Source organism: Mesorhizobium sp. M0243, assembly GCF_040321775.1.
Classification (GTDB): domain Bacteria; phylum Pseudomonadota; class Alphaproteobacteria; order Rhizobiales; family Rhizobiaceae; genus Mesorhizobium.
In genome coordinates this window covers 96,081-113,389 of the sequence record NZ_JAMYSF010000016.1, presented here as the reverse complement: position 1 = coordinate 113,389, position 17,309 = coordinate 96,081, and the positions used below count along the sequence as shown (strand labels likewise).

The window sequence follows — 17,309 nt, the reverse complement described above, 5'->3', positions numbered from 1 at the left end:
GGTTTCCATTTGTCTGAGAAAACCGGCTCCACCTTTCGGGACCATGCTCAATTGAACCGATAATCTTGTGCGATCTCTTCGCCCAGCTTGGTGTTGTCGCGAATGAAATTGGCCAGGAACTCATGCAGGCCGGCGTCGAATATGCCCTTGATCGACCCGGCTCTCAGCATTGTCTGCGTCTTCTCGGCCGTTGCGTGGCAGGCATGGCGCTCGCCGTAATCGTCACCGAGGAATTTCAGATGCTCCGACAGGAAGCGATAGCAGAACATCAGCGAGCGCGGCATCCGGACATTGAGGATCAGATAATCGGCAATGTTGGTCGGCTTGTAATCGGCGTCGTAGACCCAGCGATAGGAGCGATGCGCCGAGACCGAACGCAGGATCGATTCCCACTGATAATTGTCGAGCGTCGAGCCGACCCAGGAGATCGACGGCAGCAGCACATAATATTTCACGTCGAGGATGCGCGCCGTGTTGTCCGCGCGCTCGACATAAGTGCCGAGCTGCGAGAAGTCGAAGATCTCGTTGCGCAGCATGGTGCCGTAGAATGAGCCGCGGATCAGCGCCGTCTCGCGCTTGATGGCGTCGAGCACGCTGGGTAGGTCGCGCTCGTCGATCGGCCTGGCCAGCATCCGCTTCAGCGACATCCAGGCTTCGTTGATGCTTTCCCAGGTTTCGCGCGTCAGCGCGGTACGCACCATGCGGGCATTGTTGCGGGCCGTCTCGATCGACGCCATCGTGCTCGACGGGTTCGACGTGTCGCGCAACAGGAAGTCGGCGACATTGGCGGCGGTATAGTCAGAATATTTCTGGCTGAAGGTGACGTCGGAACCGGCGCTGAGCAGCACCGAACTCCACTCTTCCGAGGCGCTCTGCGTGCGGGTCAGCGCCATGCGCAGGCCGGCATCGACCAAGCGCGCCATGTTTTCCGCCCGCTCGATATAGCGGTTCATCCAATAGAGCCCGTTGGCGGTGCGGCCTAAAAGCATTGAATTGGCCCCTCGGGCTAGTGAGTAGGGAATAGGCAGTAGGGAATAGTAAGAGTTTGAATCTCAATGGAATATGGCATTTCCCTGTCCTCTGCTTCCACTACTGCCTGCTGCCTGCTGCCTACTGCCTAATTCCTTACTCACTCACTTCAATCATCCAGCACCCACGTATCCTTCGTCCCGCCGCCCTGCGAGGAATTGACCACCAGCGAGCCTTCCTTCAGCGCGACGCGGGTCAGCCCGCCGGGCACGATCTGGATGCGGTCGGAGACCAGCACATAAGGCCTGAGATCGACATGGCGCGGCGCCAACCCCTTTTCCGTCAGGATCGGGCATGTCGACAGCGCGAGCGTCGGCTGGGCGATGTAATTCGAAGGTTTTGCCTGGAGTTTCTTGGCAAACGTCTCGCATTCCTTCTTGGTTGCTGCCGGCCCAACCAGCATGCCGTAGCCGCCGGAACCGTGCACTTCCTTGATCACCAGTTCGTCGATGTGTTCGAGCACGTATTTCAGGCTGTCCGGCTCCGAGCAGCGCCAGGTTGGGATGTTGCCCAGGATCGCCTTGCGGCCGGTGTAGAATTCGATGATCTCGGGCATGTAGGAATAGATCGCCTTGTCGTCGGCAATGCCGGTGCCCGGCGCGTTGGCGATGGTGATGTTGCCGGCCCGATAGACATCCATGATGCCGGGTATGCCAAGTGCGGAGTCCGGCCGGAAGGTCAGCGGGTCGAGGAAGGAATCATCGACGCGGCGGTAAAGCACATCGATCTGCTTGTAGCCTTCGGTCGTGCGCATCGCGACATGCCCGTCGACGACCCGCAGATCCTGGCCTTCGACCAGTTGCACGCCCATCTGGTCGGCGAGGAAGGCGTGTTCGAAATAGGCGGAGTTGAAACTGCCGGGCGTCAGCACCGCAATGGTCGGCGCACCCTTTGTGCTTTGCGGCCGCACCGCCGCCAGCGACTGGCGCAGAAGCTGAGGGTAGTTTTCCACCGGCCGCACCTTGATCTTCTGGAACAGCTCGGGGAACAGCTGCATCATCGTCTCGCGGTTCTCCAGCATATAGGAGACGCCCGACGGTGTGCGCGCATTGTCCTCCAGCACGTAGAATTCGTCCTCCGAGATGCGGACGATGTCGACGCCGATGATATGGGTGTAGACGCCGGCCGGCGGCCTGACCCCGATCATCTCCGGCAGGAAGGCCTCGTTCCTGGCGATCAATTCCCTGGGGACGCGCCCTGCGCGCAGGATTTCCTGGCGATGATAGATGTCGTCGAGGAAGGCGTTCAGCGCCTGCACGCGCTGCTCTATGCCCTGCGTGAGGCGCCGCCATTCATTGCCTGAAATGATGCGGGGAACGATGTCGAACGGGATCAGCCGCTCGGAGGCTTCCTGCTCGCCATAAACGGCGAAGGTGATACCGGTCTTGCGGAAGACGCGTTCGGCGTCCTGCATCTTCTCGGTCAACCTGGCTGGGTCCTGCTCCTTCAGCCAGCGATCATAAGCCGAATACGGTCTTCTCAATCCGGAGACTTCCGGAAGCATTTCATCGAACGCTGCCAATCGCATACTCCCCTGTGACGCCATTTCACTGGCGTCGCCGGAGAAAATCAAGCGCAATCGGTGATTTGGGAGATACGGACGATCAGTATGTTGCGCCTGCCTAAAATTGAGGCAGGTGAAATATGACCTTGGTCAGCCTTTGCCTCGTGCCCGGGCAAATGCGTTTGCCAGCTAGAAAGCGCGGAACGTGACGACGGTGAACGTGTCCTTGATGCCGGGGAGAATCTGCACCTTTTCGTTGACGAAATGGCCGACGTCTTCCTCGTCGTCGACGTAGAATTTGGCGAGCAGATCGTAATTGCCGGCGGTGGAGTAGATTTCCGAGGCGATCTCGGCATCGGCAAGCGCGCTGGCAACCTCATAGGATTTGCCGAGCTCGCATTTGATCTGCACGAAAAACGCCTTCATGGCTTCGTCCCGCTAAACGTCCAAGTCCAGCGGCCCTTCTGGCAGACTGGAGGCGGGCTTTCAAGCGCTGGAATCCGTACTCAGCCGGCCCAGGCCTGGGCTGCAACCTCCCGCAGCCCCTACACCAGCATGCAATCTGCCGCCGATCGCCAGCGATTATTCGCAATCGCTGAAACCGCGATGCGCTGCCAAGCGTATGTTATGATGCGTCTTCGGACAGCACCATTTTTGAGGGAAGATATTTCGCGGGATAACGGAGACAGGCCATGCGCCACGCCTTTTTCGCAATCGCAGTCGTTCCATTCCTCTTTGTATCGTCGGCATTGGCCGGCGATGCCGAGATCAAGGCGGGCCAGTCCGTCATCGACAGTCAGCTAGGGGCCCTCATTGCCGATGACGGCGCCACTGCCTACAGCTTCGCCGCCCCGAATGTGAAGCGGATCTTCCCGACCGTCGACGCCTTCATGAACATGGTGACCAACGGCTATCCGCCGGTGCGCAAGCCGCGGACCTATTCCTTCGGCAAGGTCGAGGAGACGGCTCCGGGTTCGATCGTCCAGCAGGTGCTGATCGTCGGCCCCAACGGCAAGGACTACGAGGCTGTCTACACGTTGCAGCAACAGCCCGACGGCACGTTCCAGATCACCGGTTGCAGCCTGCGCGCCTCGAATTCGCCCAGCACTTGAGGCCTCACAGCAACGGGATATCGCCCCTTGCCCAGCCCTCGGTGATTTCCGCGCCGCGCGCCTCGAAGGCGCCGGCCTCGATCGCAGCGCGGATATCCTGCATCAGCTTTTGATAGTAGGAAAGGTTGTTCCAGGTCAAAAGCATGGCGCCAAGTGCCTCCTGTGAGCGCACCAGATGATGCAGATAGGCGCGTGAGTAGTCCCGGGCGGCAGGGCAGTCGCTTTCCTCGTCGAGCGGCCGCGGATCGTCGGCATGGCGGGCGTTGCGCAGATTGACCTTGCCGCGCCTTGTATAGGCAAGGCCGTGGCGGCCGGCCCGCGTCGGCATTACGCAGTCGAACATGTCGATGCCGCGCGCCACCGATTTCAGGATATCGTCAGGCGTGCCGACGCCCATCAGATAGCGCGGCTTGTCCGCTGGCAATTCCGGACAGGTGATGTCGAGCATTTCGAGCATCACCGCTTGCGGCTCGCCGACGGCCAGGCCGCCAACCGCGTAGCCCTTCAGCTCCATCGCGCTCAGCGCCTGCGCCGAACGCACCCTGAGCGCTGCGTTGTCGCCGCCTTGCACGATGCCGAACATCGCCTTGCCCGGCTGATCGCCGAACGCCGTCTTGCAGCGCTCGGCCCAACGCAGCGACAGCTCCATGGCGCGCTCGATCTCCTTCATCTCGGCCGGCAGCGCCGTGCATTCGTCGAGCTGCATCTGGATGTCGGAATCAAGCAGTCCCTGGATCTCGATCGACCGCTCCGGCGACATCTCGTAGGCAGCGCCATCGATATGCGAACGGAAGGTGACGCCCTTTTCGGTCAGCTTTCTCAGCTTCGACAGCGACATCACCTGGAAACCACCGCTGTCGGTCAGAATCGGATGCGGCCAGCGGGCGAACTCGTGCAGGCCACCGAGCCGCGCCACACGCTCGGCGCCGGGCCGCAGCATCAGATGATAGGTGTTGCCCAGGATGATGTCGGCGCCGACACCGCGCACCTGGTCCATATACATCGCCTTGACGGTGCCGCCGGTGCCGACCGGCATGAAGGCCGGCGTGCGGATTTCGCCGCGCGGCATGTCGATCACGCCGCGTCGCGCCTTGCCGTCGGTTGCCAGAACCTTGAAGCTGAACGGCTTAGCCATTGAATTCCTTGTCGTGGACCGGGGCGTCCGGCGCCTGATTGTCAAGCGACTGGCGGTAGTGGATGCCGCGCATGGTGGAATCGCGGTGCTGGCGAATGCCCGCGCGCAGTTTTTTCACTTCCGCGACCAGCGCATCACGGTCAAAGGCTTGCAGATCATCGTCCATCGCTCGTCTCCGCTCGGAAAAGCAGGCTTGCGTCGCCATAGGAATAGAATCTGTAGCGGCTCTCGATGGCATGCGCATAGGCCGCGCGCATCGTGCCGAGGCCGCTGAAGGCCGAGACCAGCATGAACAGCGTCGAGCGCGGCAGATGGAAATTGGTCATCAGCACGTCGGCGGTGCGAAAACGGTAGCCGGGCGTGATGAAGATATCGGTCGGACCGGACCACGCAGCCAGAGTACCGTCCTCACGCGCCGCACTCTCCAGCAGACGCAGCGAGGTCGTTCCGACAGCGACGATGCGCCCGCCCCTTGCTCTTGCGGCATTCAGGGCGTCCGCAGTGGCTTCGCTGACCGAACCGGTCTCGGCATGCATCTTGTGGTCGGCGGTATCGTCCGCCTTCACCGGCAGGAACGTGCCTGCGCCGACATGCAAGGTGACGAAGCGGCGTTCGATGCCCTTGCTGTCAAGCGCTGCAAAAAGCTCCGGCGTGAAATGCAGGCCCGCTGTCGGAGCCGCAACGGCGCCTTCCTCGCTTGCATAGATGGTCTGGTAGTCGGCCCGGTCGCGTTCGTCGTCGTCGCGTTTCGAGGCGATGTAGGGCGGCAGCGGAATGTGGCCGACCGCGTGCAGCGCCTCGTCGAGGAACGGCCCCGACAGATCGAAGCCAAGCAGCGCTTCGCCGCCCTCGCCTTTCTCGATCACCGTGGCGTCGAGCTGACCGAGGAAACAGGAATTGCCGTCATGGCCGAAATGGATACGGTCGCCGGCTGCGATGCGCTTGCCCGGCCGCATGAAGGCCAGCCAGCGGTCCGGCGCCATGCGCATATGCAGCGTGGCTTCGACCTGCGCCGTCGCCTCACCCCGCCGCCGGATGCCTTTGAGCTGCGCTGGAATGACCTTGGTGTCGTTGAACACCAGCACGTCGCCGGCCCTGAGCAACGATGGCAGGTTGCCAACCGTCCGGTCGTCGAGCGCCTCGCCCGGCTTGACCACCAGCATCTTGGCGCTGTCGCGCGGCTCCGCCGGGCGAAGCGCGATGCGCTCCTCCGGCAAATCGAAGTCAAAGAGATCGACGCGCATCAGTAGAGCCGGACGAGCAGCGCTCCGACCAGCAGCAGCACCGCGCCGGCGATGCGACCGAGCGAGATTTCACGCACCGCGACGCCGAGGAAGCCGATGCGGTCGATGAGCATGCCGGCCAGCAACTGGCCGGCGACCAGAAACGCCATCAGCGCGGCCGCACCGATGCGTGGCGTCAGAATCGTCGACAGCGTGACATAGAAACCGCCCAGCATGCCGCCGGCCACGAACAGCCAGGGCGCCGGCGCCTTCCAGTCGAGCGAGATGCCCTGCAGCTTCACCACCGTGACGGAAATAATGCCGAGCACGATCGCGCCCGACAGGAACGAAAACGCAGCCGCCGCGACCGGGAGGCCCAGGCCGCGCGCCAGTTGCGAATTGATCGGCGCCTGAATGGCAATGAAGGCGCCGGACAGGATGCCGAGAAGCGACCAGACGACGCCCATCATTGTCGTTTGCCCTTACTTGACGTCGGCCGCGACCTTCAGCGAGACGATCTTGTCGGGATCCTGCACCGGCTCGCCGCGCTTGATCTTGTCGACATTGTCCATGCCTTCGATGACCTGGCCCCAGACCGTGTACTGACGATTGAGGAAGGCGGCATCGTCGAAGCAGATGAAGAACTGCGAATTGGCCGAGTTCGGGTTCTGCGAACGGGCCATCGAGCAGGTGCCGCGAGCATGGTTGGCGTTGGAGAATTCAGCCTTCAAATCCGGCTTTTCAGAGCCGCCCATGCCCGCGCGGGACGGCGCGAAGGAAGGCTTGCTGGAATTGCCGAACTTGACGTCGCCGGTTTGCGCCATGAAACCCTCGATAACGCGGTGGAAGACCACGCCGTCATAGGCGCCTTCCCTGGCCAGTTCCTTGATGCGGGCGACATGGCCCGGCGCCAGGTCGGGGAAAAGTTCGATGACCACATTGCCCTTGGTCGTTTCCATGATGAGCGCGTTCTCGCGGTCCTTGATTTCGGCCATGTCAGATATCCTTTTTCAGAAAAACAGAGTTATTCGACAATTTACTTGTCGGCGGCGATGCGCACCTTGATCATCCGGTCGGGATCGGTGACCGTGCCGTTGTCCGCCTGGTCGCCCTTCTTGATGTGATCCACCAGTTCCATGCCGCTGACGACATTGCCGACGATCGTGTACTGGCCATCGAGGGGCGGTGCCGGAGCGAACATGATGAAGAACTGCGAATTGGCCGAATTGGGGTCCTGCGAGCGGGCCATACCGACCACGCCGCGCTTATAATGTTCGGTCTGTGAGAATTCGGCGGGCAGGTCGGGCAGGTCGGAACCGCCGGTGCCAACGGCCTCGGCGCTGAAACCCTTTTTCATATTGCCGAACTTGACGTCGCCGGTCTGCGCCATGAAGCCGTCGATGACGCGGTGGAAGGCGACGTTGTCATAGGCGCCTTGGCGCACCAGCTTCTTGATCTGCTCGACATGCTTTGGCGCCAGATCGGGCCTCAGCGCAATGGTGACGTCGCCGTCCTTCAGCGTGATGATCATTGTGTTTTCCGGGTCGGCGGCGAAAGCCGAGACCGACGCAGCCACAAGACCGGCGAGCACGACAAGGAACGAGGCTAGCTTTTTCAGCTGCATGGTTTTCTCCGAAAACTTACTTCTTGAACTTGGCTGTGAGCGCGCCGGCAACCGCCGCCGGCACGAAGGGGCGAATGTCGCCGCCCATCGAGGCAATCTGGCGGACAAGTGTGGCGGTAATGGTGCGCACCGAAGGACTGGCGGGCAGAAAAACCGTCTGCAGTTCAGGCGCCATGGTCTCGTTCATGCCGGCCATCTGCATCTCATAGTCGAGGTCGGTGCCGTCGCGCAGGCCGCGGATCATGATCGAGGCGCCGTGCTTCCTGGCGGCGTCGATGACCAGCCCGTCGAAGGCGACGACCTTGATGCGGGCACCATCGCTGCCGAATTCCGTCTTCGTCGCCGTCTCGATCAGCTTCACCCGCTCCTCGAAGGAAAACAGCGGCTGCTTGCCCGGATGGATGCCGATCGCCGCATAAACGATATCGGCCACGGCCAGCGAGGCCTTCAGCACATCGAGATGGCCGTTGGTCAGCGGGTCGAAGGAGCCGGCATAGAGGGCGATGCGTTCAGTCATGGCTGGTGCTTCTAATGCATGATCCCAAAAAGTGGAAACCGGTTTTTGCGGACAAACGGTTTTTCGTTTGTCCTAGAGATCATGCTCAAATGAAAGCTAGAGCCTGTTCCATCTTCCGTCCATCAAGATGGAACAGGCTCTAGCGAGCCTCTCTCGCAAAGGCAAATCCGATCGGCGCGCCGGCCATGAACCTTTTCCGGCACATGAACGACAGATGAACACGCTGATCACGAAGCCTTCACGCAGCGTTCACTAGGTTGCACCTTAATAAGATGAAACCAAAATCCCACCTATCCGTTGTTAGGCGCAGGAGAACACGCACATGCTGATCTACATGCTCGCCACCGCAATGACCGTCGCCATGCTGATCGCCACCGTCTTTGGGCTGCATCACGAGGCACAACGCATCCGCGTCAAGGCAAACACCAAGCGCTTCGAAGGCTTCGGCCCGCGCAAGCCATATCGTCACTACTGATAAAGCCTGATTTGCTGCTGCGCCGGCCAACTGGCCGGCGTTGCCATGTCAAAACCTGGGTGCCGGACTTAGTCCGTACCCTCCGGACCGGCGTCAGGCGCCGGAGCGGCATCGGGACCGCCCTCGACCGTCTCGTCGCTTTCTTCGTCCGCTTGCGGTTCCGATATCCGCTCGACCGAAACCACCTTTTCACCTTCAGCCGTGTTGAAGATGGTCACGCCCTTGGTGGCGCGGCTGGCGAAACGGATGCCGTTGACCGGCACCCGGATGACGGTGCCGCCGTCCGACACCAGCATGATCTGGTCGTCATTGCCGACCGGGAACGTCGCCACCAGCCTGCCAATCTCGGCTGCCTTCGACACGTCGGTGGCGCGGATGCCTTTGCCGCCGCGTCCAGTCAGCCGGAAATCATAAGACGACGAACGCTTGCCGTAGCCGAACTCGGTCACCGTCAGCACGTATTGTTCGTGCGCCTTGAGCTCTTCGTATCGGCTTTCGGAAAGCTCCGTCTCCTCGCCGATCTCCTCATTGGTCAGCGCGATCTCTTCCTCTTCGCCGGCCGTTTCTGTGGCAAGACGCCGCTCCGCCGCCGCGCGCTTCAGGTAAGCGGCGCGTTCCGCCGGCGAAGCATCGACATGCTCTATCACCGACATCGAGATGATGCGGTCGGTCTCGGCCATGGTTATGCCACGCACGCCGACCGAATTGCGGCTCTGGAAGACGCGCACGTCGCCGACGGAGAAGCGTATGCACTGGCCGGAACTGGCGGTCAGCAGCACGTCGTCCTTGTCGGTGCAGGTCTCGACGCCGAGGATCTCGTCGCCTTCTTCCTCCAGCTTCATGGCGATCTTGCCGTTGCGGTTGACCTGGACGAAGTCGGATAGATCGTTACGGCGCACGGTGCCACGCGTGGTGGCGAACATCACGTAGAGTTCGCCCCAGCTGGCCTCGTCCTCGGGCAGCGGCATGATGGTGGTGATGCGCTCGCCCTGCTCCAGCGGCAGCATGTTGATCAGCGCCTTGCCCCGTGACTGCGGATTGCCGATCGGCAGCCGCCAGACCTTTTCCTTGTAGACGATGCCGCGCGAGGAGAAGAACAGCACCGGCGTGTGCGTGTTGGCCACGAACAGCCGGGTGACGAAATCCTCTTCCTTGGTCGACATGCCGGAGCGACCCTTGCCGCCGCGGCGCTGCGCCCGGTAGAGCGACAGCGGCACGCGCTTGATGTAGCCGGAATGGCTCACCGTCACGACCATGTCTTCGCGCTGGATCAGGTCCTCGTCTTCCATGTCCGAACCGCCTTCCGAGAGTTCGGTGCGGCGCGGCGTGCCGAACTCGTCGCGCACGGCGGCAAGCTCGTCCTTGACGATCTGCTGGACGCGCGCGCGGGAAGACAAAATGTCCAGGTAATCGATGATTTCGGCGCCGATCGTGTTCAACTCGTCTGCGATCTCGTCGCGGCCGAGCGCGGTCAGGCGCTGCAGGCGCAGTTCGAGGATGGCGCGCGCCTGTTCCTCTGACAGATTGTAGGTGCCGTCTTCATTGATCCGATGACGCGGGTCATCGATCAGGAGGATCAGAGATTCCACGTCGCCAGAGGGCCAGCGCCGCTCCATCAACTGCTCACGCGCCGTCTGCGGATCCGGAGCGGTGCGGATCAGCTTGATGATCTCGTCGATATTGGCGACGGCGATGGCGAGACCGACCAGCACATGGGCGCGGTCGCGCGCCTTGCGCAGCAGGAATTTCGTCCGCCTTGTGATCACCTCCTCGCGGAAGGCGACGAACGCCTTCAGCATATCGGTCAGGTTCATCACTTCCGGCTTGCCGCCGTTCAGTGCCACCATATTGGCGCCGAAGGAGGTCTGCAGCGGCGTGAAGCGATAGAGCTGGTTGAGGATGACGTCGGCAACGGCGTCGCGCTTCAATTCGATGACGACGCGGTAGCCCTGGCGGTCGCTCTCGTCGCGGATATCGGAAATGCCCTCGATGCGCTTGTCGCGCACCAGTTCAGCCATCTTCTCGATCATCGACGACTTGTTCACCTGGTAGGGAACTTCGGTGATGATGATCGACTCGCGGTCATTGCCGCGCTGTTCGATGTTGACCTTGCCGCGCATGACGATGGAGCCACGGCCGGTCGAATAGGCGTTGTAGATGCCCGAACGGCCAAGCACGATGCCGCCGGTCGGGAAATCCGGTCCCGGAATGATCTCCATCAACGCCGGCAGGTCGATCGCCGGATTGTCGATTAGGGCGATGGCGCCGTTGCAGATTTCGCTGAGATTGTGCGGCGGGATGTTGGTCGCCATGCCGACGGCGATGCCGCCCGAGCCGTTGACCAAAAGGTTGGGAAACCGTGCCGGCAGAACCTTCGGCTCGCTGCCCGACGCGTCATAAGTGTCCTGGAAATCGACGGTATCCTTGTCGATATCCTCCAGGAGCTCGTGCGCGACCTTGGTCAGGCGCGCTTCCGTGTAGCGCATCGCCGCAGGCGGATCGCCGTCGATGGAGCCGAAATTGCCCTGCCCGTCGATCAACGGAACGCGCAGCGACCAGTCCTGTGCCATGCGCACCAAGGCGTCATAGATGGAGGCGTCGCCATGCGGATGGTATTTACCCATCACGTCGGCGACAGGACGCGCCGACTTCACATATTTGCGGTTCCAGTGGTAGCCGCTCTCATGGGCGGCGAAGAGAATGCGGCGATGCACCGGCTTGAGGCCGTCGCGCACGTCCGGCAGCGCACGGCTGACGATCACGCTCATGGCGTAATCGAGATAGGAGCGCTGCATCTCCTCGACGATGGATATCGGCTCGATGCCGGTGGGGCCGCCGTCGGCGCCGCGCGGTGTCTTCTGGTCGGTCAAATCGGATCACAATCTAATCAGGAATCACTTGGTGCTTATATAGGAAGCAAGCCCGAAACTCCAACCTTCACGGCACTTTTCCAGTGTCATTTTTGATGGTAATTTCAAATGGATACCGCTGATTGCGACGATATGGCCAAGGCGGTTTTCGCCGCCCTCTCGCAAAAGCCTGCGTGTGTGCCTTTGCGGGCACGGGGCCGATTCACGAAGCAGAAACGGCCTGTGCGCCACGGCGGCTGCGATACTGGCCCGGCGTCTCCCCCATGATCCGCCGAAAACGACGATTGAAGGTCGACAGATCGTTGAAGCCGGCCTCGAAGGCGATCGCCGAGACCGTATCGTTCGACATGCGTAGCCGCACCGCTGCCCTGTGCAGCCGCGTCTTGAGCAAGAACTGATAGGGCGTCATGCCCGCGACCTGCCGGAAGATGCGCAGGAAATGGTAAGGACTGGTCGCAGTCTCATCCGCAAGCGCTGAAAGCGAGACCGGCCCGTCGGCATCCAACTCTATCCGCCGCACCACTTCGGCCACCCGTTTCTGATCGCGGCGGCTCGGCGCGCGCCTGACATGCGTGGCTCCGGTGGCAATCGTCGCGGCGGCACCGGCCATGCGCAGGGAAAGTTCCTCGAAGGCATCCATGTCAGCAGTCTCGCGCGCGGCTTCCGCCTCGGCCAGCAGTGGCGCCAGCACCGGCAAAGGCGGCAGACGCGGCGTGGCGAAGGCCAGCTTCCTGGCGCCCGGCACGCCGGCCACGACCCGCTCCATGTAAGACGGTCCGAAATGAAACGACAGGCAACGGTCGCCGCCGCCATGCTCATGCCCGCATTCGTAGCATGTGCCGGGATTGCCGAGCAGGAGCGCGCCGGGCGCCAGCATCGCCGTGCCTTGTTGCGCACGGTAGCGGAACGTGCCGCTGGTGACGGCAGCCACGCAGAAATCCTGATGTGCTTCCTCGAACGGCCGGTCGCCGGCACCGGCCGTGCAGATGACATCCGTCACGTGCCAGCCAGGTCCGGAGGCGAGAATATGTGTGGTCGCTGTCATGGCCGAAATATAGCAATTTTTCCCAAGCCCAGAACCCCTTCACCGCCTACCCTTCCCGGTCTCCTGACAAGAAGAGGCCACAACCATGTTCGATCAATCCTCGTTTGCCGAAGCCCTGCATAGCCCCGGACCGATCGAAGGGCTTGCCGAAAAACTGAGCCTTTACGGCCGCTTCGTCGGCGCCTGGACTTTCAACGCCTCGCGCCATCTCGAGGACGGTACGGTGCTGACCGGGCGTGGCGAGGTGCATTTCGGCTGGGTGCTGGAAGGCCGGGCGATTCAGGACGTGTGGATCCTGCCCGCGCGGGACACTGGTTCCCAGCCTTCGCTCGGCAAATGGACTTTTTATGGCACGACGCTGCGCGTCTATGATCCCGGCGCGGATGCCTGGCACATCTTCTGGAGCGATCCGCGCAACCAGTATTACAGCCGCCAGCTCGGTCGCGCCGAGGGCGACACGATCATGCAAGTGGGCGCCGACGGCACCGGCAGTTCAGTACGCTGGAGCTTTTCACGCATCACCGAAAACTCCTTCCGATGGCTGGGCGAACGCTCGCAAGACAATGGCGCGACATGGCGGCTGGAAGTCGAGTTCCTGGCGCGCCGAGAGGTTTGATCGCCGAGGAATGCAGCAGCAGCCCAGAATAAAAGCGTCGCGATCCTTTGCGCCGGCATCAACCACTTTCCCGCTGACAGTTCCCACCGACCGGGCTTTGCTCTACCAATATTCTGTCCGGGCACGGCCCGGCGGGAGGGTCAGAGATGCCGAGTTTCGACAGCCTGTTCAACGCCTTCGTCACCATTCTCGTGACCATCGATCCGCCTGGCCTGGCGCCGCTGTTCCTGGCCGTAACGCGCGGCATGAACCGCGAGGAGCGCCAGCAGGTTTCCGTCCGTGCCTCGATCATCGGCTTCCTGGTGATGGCGTTGTTTGCAGTTGCCGGCGCATCGATCCTGTCGGTGTTCGGCATAACGTTGCCGGCCTTCCGCGTCGCCGGCGGTTTCCTGCTGTTCTTCATCGCCTTCGAGATGGTGTTCGAGCGCCGGCAGGACCGTAAGGAGAAGATCGGCGACGTCGCCATCACCAAGGACATGATCCACAACATCGCCGCCTTCCCGCTGGCGATCCCGCTGATCGCCGGCCCCGGCGCGATTTCGGCGACGGTGCTGCTTTCCGGTTCATTTCAGGGATTTGCCGCGCAGGCAGCCCTGGTCGGCATCATCTTCGTCTGCCTCGCCATCACCTATCTGGTGTTCGTGCTGTCGGAACGCATCGACCGCATCCTCGGCCAGACTGGTCGTTCGATCCTGACCCGGCTGCTTGGCGTCATCCTGGCGGCACTGGCCGTGCAATTCGTGGCCGATGGCATCAAGGCGCTGATGGCGGGGTAACGCGACGAGCTGCCGCCGAAGCCGGCCCTATTTCACAGTCGTGTCGATCACTTCGAAATCGTGGGTAATCGTCGCGGTCTTGGCCAGCATCGCAGACGCCGAGCAATATTTTTCGATCGAAAGGTCGATCGCGCGTTTCACCTTGTCGCTGGAGAGTGCCCTGCCCTTGACGACGAAATGCATATGGATGCGTGTAAAAACCCTGGGCTCGGTTTCGGCCCGGTCGGAGTCGAGTTCGACGACGCAGTCCTCGACCGCCTCGCGGCCTTTTTCGAGGATATGCACGACATCATAGGCCGAACAGCCACCGGTGCCGATCAGCACCAGCTCCATCGGGCTTGGACCCGGCGTCTTGCCTTCCGATCCGTGCGCTGTTCCGAGCACGACCTTGTGACCGCTGCCGGATTCCCCGACGAAGGTGCGCTCCTCGACCCACTTTACGCGTGCTTTCACCGAACTCGTCCTTTCACCGTATTTCCTTGATCGGCCCGGTCAACCTCAATCACGATGCAAAACCCCGAAAGTCCATGAATGACTCTCGGGGCACTGTGTCTGACATAACTGTTGCGATCAGAACGGGATTTCGTCATCCAATTCGCGCGACGAACCGCCACCGCCGCCGCTCTTGGCACCGCCACCACCGCGATTGAAGCCTTCGCTCGGGCTGGACTGGCCGAAATCGGAACCACGGCTGCTGCCGCCACCGGTATAGCCGCCGACCTGACCGCCCTCGCCCTGTCCGCGTGCGTCTAGCATCTGCAGCTCACCGCGGAATTTCTGCAGCACGACTTCCGTCGTGTACTTGTCGGCACCGGTCTGGTCCTGCCATTTGCGCGTCTGCAACTGGCCCTCGACATAGACCTTCATGCCCTTCTTCAGATACTGCTCCGCCACCTTGGCGATGCCCTCATTGAAGATGACGACGTTGTGCCACTCGGTTTTTTCCTTGCGTTCGCCGGAATTCTTGTCGCGCCAGCTTTCCGATGTGGCGATGCGGATGTTGACGACCGGTTCACCCGAATTCAGGCGACGGATTTCGGGATCCGCGCCGAGATTGCCGACCAGAATGACCTTGTTGACGCTACCCGCCATGATATTTCTCCGCGCTCATCCGAAACAAATTTTTGTCGCAGCACCTTACAGGTTGCAGGCGATCGCCGCTTGCCATGGCTGCCTTTACCCACAAGGTTTTTGTTCCCTTTTCGTTCTTATCCGCATCGCTGCTTATTGTCAAGGAATGGCAGCAATGCCGAAGCCGATCATATGGGCTCGAAAAGACCGCTTGCCAAATCGATAAGTATGCACTTATGCTTTTGGCATGATCGAAGCAGAGATTTTTCGCGCACTGGCCGACCCGACGCGCCGCGCCGTCTTTGAGCGGCTGGCCGCCGGCGAGATGAGCGTGTCGGAATTGCGCACCGGGATGACGGTGTCGCAGCCCGCGGTGTCGCAGCATCTGGCGGTGCTGCGTGGCGCCGGGCTGGTGGTCGAGCGGCGAGCCGGCCGCAACGCCTATTACCGCGCCGATCCGCAGGGGCTCGCCCCCTTGCTCTCCTGGATCGAACGCTACCGGACCTTCTGGCCGGAACGCATCGAAAGGCTGAAGGCGGTTTTGAAGGACATGGATCAATGAAGAAGGCGGGATCAACGACCAACAACGGTCAAAGCGACGCCCCGGATGCGCTCGAGTTCGAGTACGAGCTTGCCGAGCCGCCGGAAAAGGTATGGCGGGCCCTGACCGTACCGGAATTGCTGGCCGCCTGGATGATGCCGAACGACATGAGACCCGAGATCGGCAACCGTTTTGCCTTCGCCGGAACGGGCGCGTCGATCGAATGCGAAATCCTCGACGCCGATCCCGAGAAGCTGCTGCGCTATTCCTGGCGGGAGCAGCCAGGCGACGCCGCGCGGCAGGATCCGCTCGACAGCCCATTGGACAGCATTGTCACCTTCACACTTGCCCGAACCGTTTCCGGCGGCACGCATCTGCGTGTCGTCCATGACGGCTTTGCCCGCAAGGCCATGCCTGCCGTCGCCATGGCAGGCGCCGGCTGCCGGGTTTCGCTCGGTGCAAACAGGTCATCTAAGCCAATCGCCGCAAACACGCCTCGCCTCCTGCTTCGCGCGGCCTGAAAACAAAACGGACGGAGAGAGATAATGAGCGGTGTTGCCAGTCTGGTGCCGATGGTTATCGAGCAATCGAGCCGCGGCGAGCGCGCCTTCGACATCTTTTCGCGGCTGCTGCGCGAGCGCATCATCTTCATCAACGGTGAGATCAACGACGACATCTCGGCGTTGGTCTGCGCGCAGCTTCTGTCGCTGGAATCGGACAATCCCGACAAGGAGATCTCGCTCTACATCAACTCGCCGGGCGGCGTGGTCACCAGCGGCTTCGCCATCTACGACACAATGCAATACATCAGCTGCCCGGTGTCGACCGTATGCATGGGCTTTGCCGCATCGATGGGCTCGTTCCTGCTGATGGCAGGCACACCGGGGCGCCGAATTTCCCTGCCGAACGCCACCATCCTGCTGCACCAGCCGCTGGGCGGCTTCCAGGGCCAGGCCTCCGACATCCAGCGCCATGCCGAGCGCATCGGCCGGACGAAACGGCACATGGCCGAACTCTACGCGCAGCATTGCGGCCGCAGCTATGAAGAGGTCGAGCGCACGCTGGACCGCGACCACTTCATGACCGCCCGCGAGGCCCAGGCATGGGGCATCGTCGACCATGTTTTCGACACGCGAAAAAAGGCGGCGTGAGCCAGGGCCGGATCGGAGTACGTCCGGCTGTCGAAGATTTGACGATGCCGGTCTGGTTCCATCGGCGGCGCGCCACTATAGTCTTGGGATGACCGACACTCATCAGTCCAGATCATTGCACCGCGTCATCGCCGTTATAGCGCTCGCCATTGGGGGCCTCACCAGCGGCGCGGCACTTGCCGAAGACAGTTCGCCGTCAACGCAAAAAGGCGCCCTGCCCGGCGTAACCGGTGACTACCGCATCGCCAAGCCGGCTCCGGAGTCCGACGACGCGTTTCCCGGCAACGGCCAGTTCAAGATCGGCGATACGGATGTCAGGATTTCCGGCAGCATCACCGTCGATGTCGGCGCCGGCTCGATCGGGCCGCCGCGCCACTGACAGTCTGTCGGCGCGTGCTGCGTTGCGCCAAACAGACAATCCGCACATGAAAACGGCCCCGCCGTGCTTTGCGCAAACGGACGGGGCCTTTTTGGATCTCAAATCCAATCTCTACCGGGAGTGTACTGCCGGCATTTGATTTCGGATGCAACGCGGCGTTCAACCGACGATCCGACTAACAGTCTCTGATTTTTACGGGGATATGGCAGGTCACGGTTTGTCGGGTGGCGAAAACGCTAAA

Annotated in this window: 22 protein-coding genes; 8 read left to right on the top strand and 14 right to left on the bottom strand. The window is 61.7% G+C overall.

All coding sequences use genetic code 11. From position 1 onward, the window contains the following. Nucleotides 1–47: 47 nt before the first annotated feature. From NKJ11_RS20860 to NKJ11_RS20850, 3 genes are all read right to left on the bottom strand, one after another. Nucleotides 48–989 (bottom strand): alpha-E domain-containing protein, encoded by a 942-nt coding sequence (locus tag NKJ11_RS20860; protein ID WP_023812983.1) that lies wholly within the window; start codon nucleotides 987–989, stop codon nucleotides 48–50. Between the two features lie 149 nt (nucleotides 990–1,138). Continuing rightward, nucleotides 1,139–2,551: a circularly permuted type 2 ATP-grasp protein gene (locus NKJ11_RS20855; protein ID WP_023812984.1), complete on the bottom strand. Its 1,413-nt coding sequence runs from the start codon at nucleotides 2,549–2,551 to the stop codon at nucleotides 1,139–1,141. Nucleotides 2,552–2,722: 171 nt separating this feature from the next. After that, complete coding sequence (locus NKJ11_RS20850) at nucleotides 2,723–2,959, bottom strand: Lrp/AsnC family transcriptional regulator (protein WP_010909609.1); 237 nt, start codon at nucleotides 2,957–2,959, stop codon at nucleotides 2,723–2,725. Nucleotides 2,960–3,225: 266 nt separating this feature from the next. Here NKJ11_RS20850 and NKJ11_RS20845 point away from each other — a divergent pair, with 266 nt between their 5' ends. Continuing rightward, nucleotides 3,226–3,645 carry a DUF4864 domain-containing protein gene (locus NKJ11_RS20845; RefSeq protein WP_352612940.1) on the top strand — a complete coding sequence of 140 codons (420 nt, stop codon included), beginning with the start codon at nucleotides 3,226–3,228 and terminating at the stop codon, nucleotides 3,643–3,645. A gap of 4 nt (nucleotides 3,646–3,649) precedes the next feature. Here the strand turns inward: NKJ11_RS20845 and tgt are convergent, their stop codons facing one another. The 7 genes from tgt to coaD form a co-directional block, all read right to left on the bottom strand. After that, nucleotides 3,650–4,780, bottom strand: a complete 1,131-nt coding sequence (gene tgt, locus NKJ11_RS20840; RefSeq protein WP_023812987.1) for a tRNA guanosine(34) transglycosylase Tgt — start codon at nucleotides 4,778–4,780, stop codon at nucleotides 3,650–3,652. Then, nucleotides 4,773–4,946: a hypothetical protein gene (locus NKJ11_RS20835; protein WP_023812988.1), complete on the bottom strand. Its 174-nt coding sequence runs from the start codon at nucleotides 4,944–4,946 to the stop codon at nucleotides 4,773–4,775. The genes tgt and NKJ11_RS20835 overlap by 8 nt, the downstream gene beginning before the upstream one ends. Continuing rightward, a complete protein-coding gene (gene queA / locus NKJ11_RS20830) occupies nucleotides 4,936–6,024 on the bottom strand; it encodes a tRNA preQ1(34) S-adenosylmethionine ribosyltransferase-isomerase QueA (RefSeq protein ID WP_352442599.1) in 1,089 nt (362 codons plus the stop codon). Before queA ends, NKJ11_RS20835 begins: the two co-directional genes overlap by 11 nt. Beyond that, a complete protein-coding gene (locus NKJ11_RS20825) occupies nucleotides 6,024–6,473 on the bottom strand; it encodes a DMT family transporter (RefSeq protein ID WP_352442598.1) in 450 nt (149 codons plus the stop codon). Before NKJ11_RS20825 ends, queA begins: the two co-directional genes overlap by 1 nt. Nucleotides 6,474–6,485: 12 nt before the next feature. Next, the gene (locus tag NKJ11_RS20820; protein ID WP_352442597.1) at nucleotides 6,486–6,998 is read right to left on the bottom strand and encodes a peptidylprolyl isomerase; all 513 of its coding nucleotides are present in this window, start codon (nucleotides 6,996–6,998) and stop codon (nucleotides 6,486–6,488) included. Between the two features lie 41 nt (nucleotides 6,999–7,039). Further along, a complete protein-coding gene (locus NKJ11_RS20815) occupies nucleotides 7,040–7,534 on the bottom strand; it encodes a peptidylprolyl isomerase (protein ID WP_245273275.1) in 495 nt (164 codons plus the stop codon). Nucleotides 7,535–7,643: 109 nt separating this feature from the next. Further along, nucleotides 7,644–8,144, bottom strand: coding sequence for a pantetheine-phosphate adenylyltransferase (gene coaD / locus NKJ11_RS20810; protein WP_023812993.1), 501 nt, complete (start codon nucleotides 8,142–8,144; stop codon nucleotides 7,644–7,646). Nucleotides 8,145–8,466: 322 nt separating this feature from the next. Between coaD and NKJ11_RS20805 the strand changes: the two genes are divergently transcribed. Beyond that, nucleotides 8,467–8,619 carry a hypothetical protein gene (locus tag NKJ11_RS20805; protein ID WP_352553047.1) on the top strand — a complete coding sequence of 51 codons (153 nt, stop codon included), beginning with the start codon at nucleotides 8,467–8,469 and terminating at the stop codon, nucleotides 8,617–8,619. A 68-nt stretch (nucleotides 8,620–8,687) separates the two neighbouring features. Here NKJ11_RS20805 and gyrA read toward each other — a convergent pair whose 3' ends face one another. After that, on the bottom strand, nucleotides 8,688–11,489 hold the full coding sequence (gyrA, locus tag NKJ11_RS20800; RefSeq protein ID WP_352612943.1) for a DNA gyrase subunit A: 2,802 nt from the start codon (nucleotides 11,487–11,489) through the stop codon (nucleotides 8,688–8,690). 202 nt (nucleotides 11,490–11,691) lie between these two features. Next, on the bottom strand, nucleotides 11,692–12,534 hold the full coding sequence (locus tag NKJ11_RS20795; protein WP_352612945.1) for a helix-turn-helix transcriptional regulator: 843 nt from the start codon (nucleotides 12,532–12,534) through the stop codon (nucleotides 11,692–11,694). 85 nt (nucleotides 12,535–12,619) lie between these two features. Here NKJ11_RS20795 and NKJ11_RS20790 point away from each other — a divergent pair, with 85 nt between their 5' ends. After that, entirely contained in the window at nucleotides 12,620–13,150 is a 531-nt protein-coding gene (locus NKJ11_RS20790) for a hypothetical protein (RefSeq protein WP_023812997.1), read from the top strand. Between the two features lie 146 nt (nucleotides 13,151–13,296). Then, nucleotides 13,297–13,926 (top strand): MarC family protein, encoded by a 630-nt coding sequence (locus NKJ11_RS20785; protein WP_023670949.1) that lies wholly within the window; start codon nucleotides 13,297–13,299, stop codon nucleotides 13,924–13,926. A gap of 27 nt (nucleotides 13,927–13,953) precedes the next feature. On the opposite strand, the gene NKJ11_RS20780 is transcribed toward NKJ11_RS20785, so the two are convergent. Both NKJ11_RS20780 and NKJ11_RS20775 read right to left on the bottom strand, forming a co-directional pair. After that, nucleotides 13,954–14,379, bottom strand: coding sequence for an OsmC family protein (locus tag NKJ11_RS20780; RefSeq protein ID WP_023812998.1), 426 nt, complete (start codon nucleotides 14,377–14,379; stop codon nucleotides 13,954–13,956). A 117-nt stretch (nucleotides 14,380–14,496) separates the two neighbouring features. Continuing rightward, nucleotides 14,497–15,018 carry a single-stranded DNA-binding protein gene (locus NKJ11_RS20775; RefSeq protein ID WP_127270744.1) on the bottom strand — a complete coding sequence of 174 codons (522 nt, stop codon included), beginning with the start codon at nucleotides 15,016–15,018 and terminating at the stop codon, nucleotides 14,497–14,499. A gap of 226 nt (nucleotides 15,019–15,244) precedes the next feature. On the opposite strand from NKJ11_RS20775, the gene NKJ11_RS20770 reads away from it, so the two are divergent. From NKJ11_RS20770 to NKJ11_RS20755, 4 genes are all read left to right on the top strand, one after another. Further along, a complete protein-coding gene (locus NKJ11_RS20770; protein WP_013531836.1) occupies nucleotides 15,245–15,559 on the top strand; it encodes an ArsR/SmtB family transcription factor in 315 nt (104 codons plus the stop codon). After that, the gene (locus NKJ11_RS20765; RefSeq protein WP_352612947.1) at nucleotides 15,556–16,059 is read left to right on the top strand and encodes an SRPBCC family protein; all 504 of its coding nucleotides are present in this window, start codon (nucleotides 15,556–15,558) and stop codon (nucleotides 16,057–16,059) included. Before NKJ11_RS20770 ends, NKJ11_RS20765 begins: the two co-directional genes overlap by 4 nt. Nucleotides 16,060–16,083: 24 nt before the next feature. Beyond that, a complete protein-coding gene (locus tag NKJ11_RS20760) occupies nucleotides 16,084–16,689 on the top strand; it encodes an ATP-dependent Clp protease proteolytic subunit (RefSeq protein ID WP_127295901.1) in 606 nt (201 codons plus the stop codon). A gap of 88 nt (nucleotides 16,690–16,777) precedes the next feature. After that, a complete protein-coding gene (locus NKJ11_RS20755) occupies nucleotides 16,778–17,068 on the top strand; it encodes a hypothetical protein (RefSeq protein WP_352612949.1) in 291 nt (96 codons plus the stop codon). Nucleotides 17,069–17,309: the final 241 nt, after the last annotated feature.

Excerpts from the sequence above, each read along its gene's own strand:
- NKJ11_RS20860 (WP_023812983.1), bottom strand. The coding sequence starts at position 989 with ATGCTTTTAGGCCGCACCGCCAACGGGCTCTATTGGATGAACCGCTAT.
- NKJ11_RS20850 (WP_010909609.1), bottom strand. The coding sequence starts at position 2,959 with ATGAAGGCGTTTTTCGTGCAGATCAAATGCGAGCTCGGCAAATCCTAT.
- NKJ11_RS20845 (WP_352612940.1), top strand. The coding sequence starts at position 3,226 with ATGCGCCACGCCTTTTTCGCAATCGCAGTCGTTCCATTCCTCTTTGTA.
- tgt (WP_023812987.1), bottom strand. The coding sequence starts at position 4,780 with ATGGCTAAGCCGTTCAGCTTCAAGGTTCTGGCAACCGACGGCAAGGCG.
- NKJ11_RS20835 (WP_023812988.1), bottom strand. The coding sequence starts at position 4,946 with ATGGACGATGATCTGCAAGCCTTTGACCGTGATGCGCTGGTCGCGGAA.
- queA (WP_352442599.1), bottom strand. The coding sequence starts at position 6,024 with ATGCGCGTCGATCTCTTTGACTTCGATTTGCCGGAGGAGCGCATCGCG.
- NKJ11_RS20825 (WP_352442598.1), bottom strand. The coding sequence starts at position 6,473 with ATGATGGGCGTCGTCTGGTCGCTTCTCGGCATCCTGTCCGGCGCCTTC.
- NKJ11_RS20820 (WP_352442597.1), bottom strand. The coding sequence starts at position 6,998 with ATGGCCGAAATCAAGGACCGCGAGAACGCGCTCATCATGGAAACGACC.
- NKJ11_RS20815 (WP_245273275.1), bottom strand. The coding sequence starts at position 7,534 with ATGATCATCACGCTGAAGGACGGCGACGTCACCATTGCGCTGAGGCCC.
- coaD (WP_023812993.1), bottom strand. The coding sequence starts at position 8,144 with ATGACTGAACGCATCGCCCTCTATGCCGGCTCCTTCGACCCGCTGACC.
- NKJ11_RS20805 (WP_352553047.1), top strand. The coding sequence starts at position 8,467 with ATGCTGATCTACATGCTCGCCACCGCAATGACCGTCGCCATGCTGATC.
- NKJ11_RS20795 (WP_352612945.1), bottom strand. The coding sequence starts at position 12,534 with ATGACAGCGACCACACATATTCTCGCCTCCGGACCTGGCTGGCACGTG.
- NKJ11_RS20790 (WP_023812997.1), top strand. The coding sequence starts at position 12,620 with ATGTTCGATCAATCCTCGTTTGCCGAAGCCCTGCATAGCCCCGGACCG.
- NKJ11_RS20785 (WP_023670949.1), top strand. The coding sequence starts at position 13,297 with ATGCCGAGTTTCGACAGCCTGTTCAACGCCTTCGTCACCATTCTCGTG.
- NKJ11_RS20775 (WP_127270744.1), bottom strand. The coding sequence starts at position 15,018 with ATGGCGGGTAGCGTCAACAAGGTCATTCTGGTCGGCAATCTCGGCGCG.
- NKJ11_RS20770 (WP_013531836.1), top strand. The coding sequence starts at position 15,245 with ATGATCGAAGCAGAGATTTTTCGCGCACTGGCCGACCCGACGCGCCGC.
- NKJ11_RS20765 (WP_352612947.1), top strand. The coding sequence starts at position 15,556 with ATGAAGAAGGCGGGATCAACGACCAACAACGGTCAAAGCGACGCCCCG.
- NKJ11_RS20760 (WP_127295901.1), top strand. The coding sequence starts at position 16,084 with ATGAGCGGTGTTGCCAGTCTGGTGCCGATGGTTATCGAGCAATCGAGC.
- NKJ11_RS20755 (WP_352612949.1), top strand. The coding sequence starts at position 16,778 with ATGACCGACACTCATCAGTCCAGATCATTGCACCGCGTCATCGCCGTT.